Origin of the sequence: Polaribacter sp., from assembly GCF_965656025.1 — a bacterium.
Lineage (GTDB): Bacteria > Bacteroidota > Bacteroidia > Flavobacteriales > Flavobacteriaceae > Polaribacter.
The window spans coordinates 1-4,618 of record NZ_CBFHJT010000053.1 but is presented as its reverse complement, the minus strand read 5'-3'; the positions used below and the strand labels follow the sequence as shown (position 1 = coordinate 4,618).

Sequence of the window (4,618 nt, the reverse complement as noted above, 5' to 3'; positions counted from 1 at the left end):
GAAATCTAAACGAACGGGTTGATTATAGGTTATAAAATGAACTTCATGACCTTTATCTGCCAGAGCCATACCTAATTCTGTTGCCATAACTCCACTACCACCAAAAGTTGGATAACAAACAATACCAATTTTCATATACTATTCAAAGATTTAAAATTCAAAAAATTCAAGAATTGAATTAGTTGTAAATATAAAGCTAATCTTACAGTTGAAAACTAAATAAAAACATAAAAAATTTATTGCTTTGAATTTGACTTGAACCTTCTTATTTCATAATTTTTAACAAAATTATTCCTAAAGTAAATATATAAGTATTTCTTACTAAAAAAACTCTTCTTATTCTTAAGTCTGTAAAACCAAATATTTTTATTAATGTCATTTTCATGAAGCCCTATTCTTTGTTTTACTTCATTTTTATCTAATCCTAAAAAACTAGCAAAATTTTTAGGAAATGATTTTTCTTTAGCATCATCTTTTGTGTATAATAATTTTTTTAGATATGAATATGTTTCTTTAGCACTAGTATTATTTTCTAACGGTTTTTTAGAAAGCGTTTTCTTGTTGAAGATACTTTCTTGCTCTTCTGACAGCAAAGGAATTTTTGTAGAAGCTTTTAATTGTGTATTGTTGATAATGATTTCGTTTGCAAGTGCTAAATAATCTCTTGCACCAGGGGAAGTAATATCATGCTCAAAAATAGATTTTCCGAAACCAGGAGCTTGAGAAAGTTTTGTGTTTCTATTAATTATTGTTTTAAAAACCATTGTTTTAAAATACGACTGGATGTAATTAACTACTTTTTTAGAAAGGTTTAATCGTGTATCAAACATTGTTAATAAAAAACCTTCTATATCTAGAGTTGGATTCAGGTTTTTCTGAACAAATCTTACAGTTCTTAAAAACTTATGCAGACCTTCTAGCGCATAATAATCGCATTGAACAGGAATTATAATTGAATGAGAACTTTTTAAAATTTCTAGGTTCTTTGTTTTAAAAAAGGGAACACAATCAATAATTATATAATCGTAAAGTTTAGATATTTCATCTAATGCTTTTTTAAAACGAGAGAAATCTGATATTTCTTTAAAAAAATTAACATCCTCTAAAAACGGAATTAAATCTACATTAGGAGAGTTGGTTGAAACTTTATTATTTTTAAGTACTGATGTAATACTCATAAACTCTAAAGCAGGGTTGTCTAAGTGTTTTGATTGAAAACCAAATGAAGTTGTTGCATTGGCTTGTGGGTCGGTATCAATAACCAATACTTTTTTTTTCTAGAATTCCTAAACCAGCTGCGAAATTAACACAAGTAGTCGTTTTACCAACACCTCCTTTATGGTTAGAAATTGAAATTATTTTTCCCATTCTTAGATTACAGTCATAAATAAGCCTTTAACAATTAGCGTTTTATTTGAAAAATCTAAAGATAAAAAAATAAATATTCTACAGCAATACCAATATTACGTTATTCTTGCTATAATCAATATTTAACTTTTTCGTAATACCAAATTTAAAAAAGTACTCATAAAAAAACAGCTTTAATTAAAAAATCAAAGCTGTTTTTTGTAAACAAAAATATAATGTTATTAATAATCCCCTAAAGTTATTGGGTTTTGAGTCAATGCACTTTCTAATTGTTCGTCATTTGGAGCTTTACCATGCCATGCATGTGTGTGCATCATAAAATCTACACCATTCCCCATTTCTGTATGTAATAAAATGCAAACGGGTTTTCCTTTACCTGTTAACGATTTTGCTTCTGCTAAACCTGCTAAAATAGCTTCAATATCATTTCCCTTTTCAATGTCTAAAACATCCCAACCAAAAGCTTCAAATTTTGCTTTGATGCTTCCCATTGGTAAAACATCGTCTGTTGCTCCATCAATTTGTTTTCCGTTTAAATCTATAGTGGCAATTAAATTGTCTACTTTTTTTGCAGATGCATACATAATTGCTTCCCAGTTTTGCCCTTCTTGCAACTCTCCATCCCCATGTAAAGTATATACCAATTTGTCATCGCTATTTAATTTTTTAGTGGCTGCTGCACCTATAGCAACAGACATTCCTTGTCCTAAAGAACCTGATGCAATTCTTACTCCAGGTAAACCTTCATGAGTTGTTGGGTGGCCTTGTAAGCGTGAATCTATCAATCTAAATGTACTTAATTCCTCTACTGAGAAAAATCCACTATGTGCCAAAACACTATAAAAAACTGGAGAAATATGACCATTGGATAGAAAAAATAAATCTTCATTTTCCCCATCCATAGTAAAATCTATTGAATACTCCATTACTTCTTGATACAAACAAGTAATAAACTCGGCACAACCTAAAGAACCTCCTGGATGCCCAGAATTTACTTTATGTACCATTCTTAAAATATCTCTACGAACTTGTTGTGTAAAGTCTTGTAATTGTTGTGTTGTTGACATTTTATTTGTTTAAATTATACTGACAAAAATACAAAAGTGAATGTATATGAAATATTTTTATAAAGTATTTATTGATGATTTATTAACAGTTTTATTGTAGCGTTTGAGTGGTTGCGTTAGGGATTGTAATGGCATCCTTTTTTCTTTTTCTGAAAAAAGATATATTGGAAAGCCCGTTAAAACGCCAAAAAAAAACAAATATTTTAAGTTTTCTGTTTTTTCTTTTTAGCTGCAGGAAACAATACATTGTTTAAAATTAAACGATAACCTGGTGATGTTGGATGCAAATCTAACTCTGTTTTTGGGTCGCCAATTCTATGTGTATAATCTTCTGGGTCATGACCTCCATAAAAGGTAAACATACCTTTTCCTTTTGTGCCATGTATGTAACGTGCTTCTCTATTTACTTTGTTTTCGCCTAAAACTAACACATTACTTTTTACAGTATTTCTATCGAAAGAAGTTGTTTGTCCCATAAAACCTTTGACCAAAACTGTATGATTTTGGGTTAACATGGTAGGTACAGGATCCCATTTTGCAGAAAACTCTGCCAAAGAAAAATAATCTGATGTTTTAGGAATTCTTCTTTTGCGAGTCATGTCTATAGAAGAAAACTCGTAAGTTGTTGGGTTTTTTATTAAATTGAAATTTTTAAAGGCAAAGGTTTTATTAAAGTTGATTTTAGATTGATAATTTGGCGTAGATGCATCACCATCAAACATAGCTTCTGCAATATCTACACCTTCTGCAGACAATGCAATATCAAAACTATCGGTTGCAGAGCACATGGCGAACATAAAACCACCACCTACAACATAATTTCTTATTTTTTTTGCTACCGCTAATTTTTCTTCTGAGACTTTGCTGTACCCCAATTCTGTGGCCAATTTTTCTGCTCTTTGCTTGCCTTCTATGTACCAAGGAGCTGTTCTAAATGAACCATAAAAACGACCATATTGTCCTGTAAAATCTTCGTGATGTAAATGAAGCCATTCGTATAACAATAATTTATCTTCTAAAACTTCTTTATCATATACGACATCAAAAGGAATTTCTGCATAGGTTAACACCATGGTTACAGCATCGTCCCAAGGCATTTTGTCTTTTGGTGAATACACTGCTATTTTTGGAGCCTTTTCTAAGGTAACTGCATCTTGATTAGAAGATGGTGAAGCAATTTCTTGTAATATTAATTGCGATTTTGCATCTGAAATTATTTGATACGAAACTCCTCTAATTTTACATTCGTTTTCGATGAGTTTGTTGTTTTCTATTAAAAATGCACCACCATCATAATTTAACAACCATTTCGATTTTAAGCCTGCTTCTAAAGAATAATAAACAATTCCGTAGGCTTTTAAATGATTTTTCTGATTATCATCATTCATAGGTATGTAAATAAATGATGCCCAACTAGAGTTTGAAACAATTAGAAACAATAAAACTTTATAATACTTTACCACATTTATTTTTATTTGAACTAAAAACGATTTATAAATTTTTAGCTTATTTTTTATTTTTGAACTCTACTTAAAAGAATAAATTTAAATATATTTAATTTACAGTACTTCGTTTTTTATATACTTTTCAAAAATATGTACCGATAACTTTAGCAATCTTGGAAAGGTTTTATCTTTAACAGTAACTGTTCTAATACTTTCTGGTCTATTACCTGTAATATCACTAACATACTCATTATTAATATTCAATTGTTTACACATTTCTTTCCATCTCAAAACCCAACTTTTTTTATCATCTATATAATTTACATTTAAAGATTGTATATTATTTTTGTCCTTTTTTTCAAGTAACAAATTATTTTCAGATTGATTTCTTTTGTAAATAAACCCATCATTGTTATGAGAAAAAGACTTTTCATAAACTAAATTTGGATTCTCTTTTAAATCCGAAATAAATTTTTCAATATTTTCAATTTGTTTTATTTCATTCGTAGCAATTAAATACTCAATTATTTTTAATTTTCTAAGTTGCAAATCTATTTTTCTGTTCATCTCAATATTACAATTTATGATCTAAAACCAACCTTTTAAATTTTGTGCTATACTGTAATCATTTATTACATTCTCACTTAAAAATTCTTTTTTAATATTATCTGAAGATATTTCTTTAATTTAACCTTCTTCATCTTCAACTAAAGTAAAATGATCTTTAACCAAATTATT

General features: G+C 28.8%; 3 protein-coding genes and 2 pseudogenes. All 5 read right to left on the bottom strand.

Translation table 11 applies throughout. The features are described from left to right. Positions 1 to 135 (bottom strand): annotated as a pseudogene (locus tag ACTG3S_RS10400) (N-acetyl-alpha-D-glucosaminyl L-malate synthase BshA); the annotation flags it as partial. Between the two features lie 488 nt (positions 136 to 623). After that, positions 624 to 1,368: pseudogene (locus ACTG3S_RS10395) on the bottom strand (ParA family protein); the annotation flags it as partial. A 221-nt stretch (positions 1,369 to 1,589) separates the two neighbouring features. After that, a complete protein-coding gene (locus ACTG3S_RS10390) occupies positions 1,590 to 2,435 on the bottom strand; it encodes a transketolase (RefSeq protein ID WP_439129287.1) in 846 nt (281 codons plus the stop codon). A 203-nt stretch (positions 2,436 to 2,638) separates the two neighbouring features. After that, the gene (locus ACTG3S_RS10385) at positions 2,639 to 3,823 is read right to left on the bottom strand and encodes an asparagine synthetase B (RefSeq protein ID WP_439129307.1); all 1,185 of its coding nucleotides are present in this window, start codon (positions 3,821 to 3,823) and stop codon (positions 2,639 to 2,641) included. A gap of 171 nt (positions 3,824 to 3,994) precedes the next feature. After that, positions 3,995 to 4,447, bottom strand: coding sequence for a hypothetical protein (locus tag ACTG3S_RS10380; protein ID WP_439129286.1), 453 nt, complete (start codon positions 4,445 to 4,447; stop codon positions 3,995 to 3,997). Between the last annotated feature and the right edge of the window lie 171 nt (positions 4,448 to 4,618).

Coding starts and splice junctions, on each gene's coding strand:
- ACTG3S_RS10390 (WP_439129287.1), bottom strand. CDS start 2,435: ATGTCAACAACACAACAATTACAAGACTTTACACAACAAGTTCGTAGA.
- ACTG3S_RS10385 (WP_439129307.1), bottom strand. CDS start 3,823: ATGAATGATGATAATCAGAAAAATCATTTAAAAGCCTACGGAATTGTT.
- ACTG3S_RS10380 (WP_439129286.1), bottom strand. CDS start 4,447: ATGAACAGAAAAATAGATTTGCAACTTAGAAAATTAAAAATAATTGAG.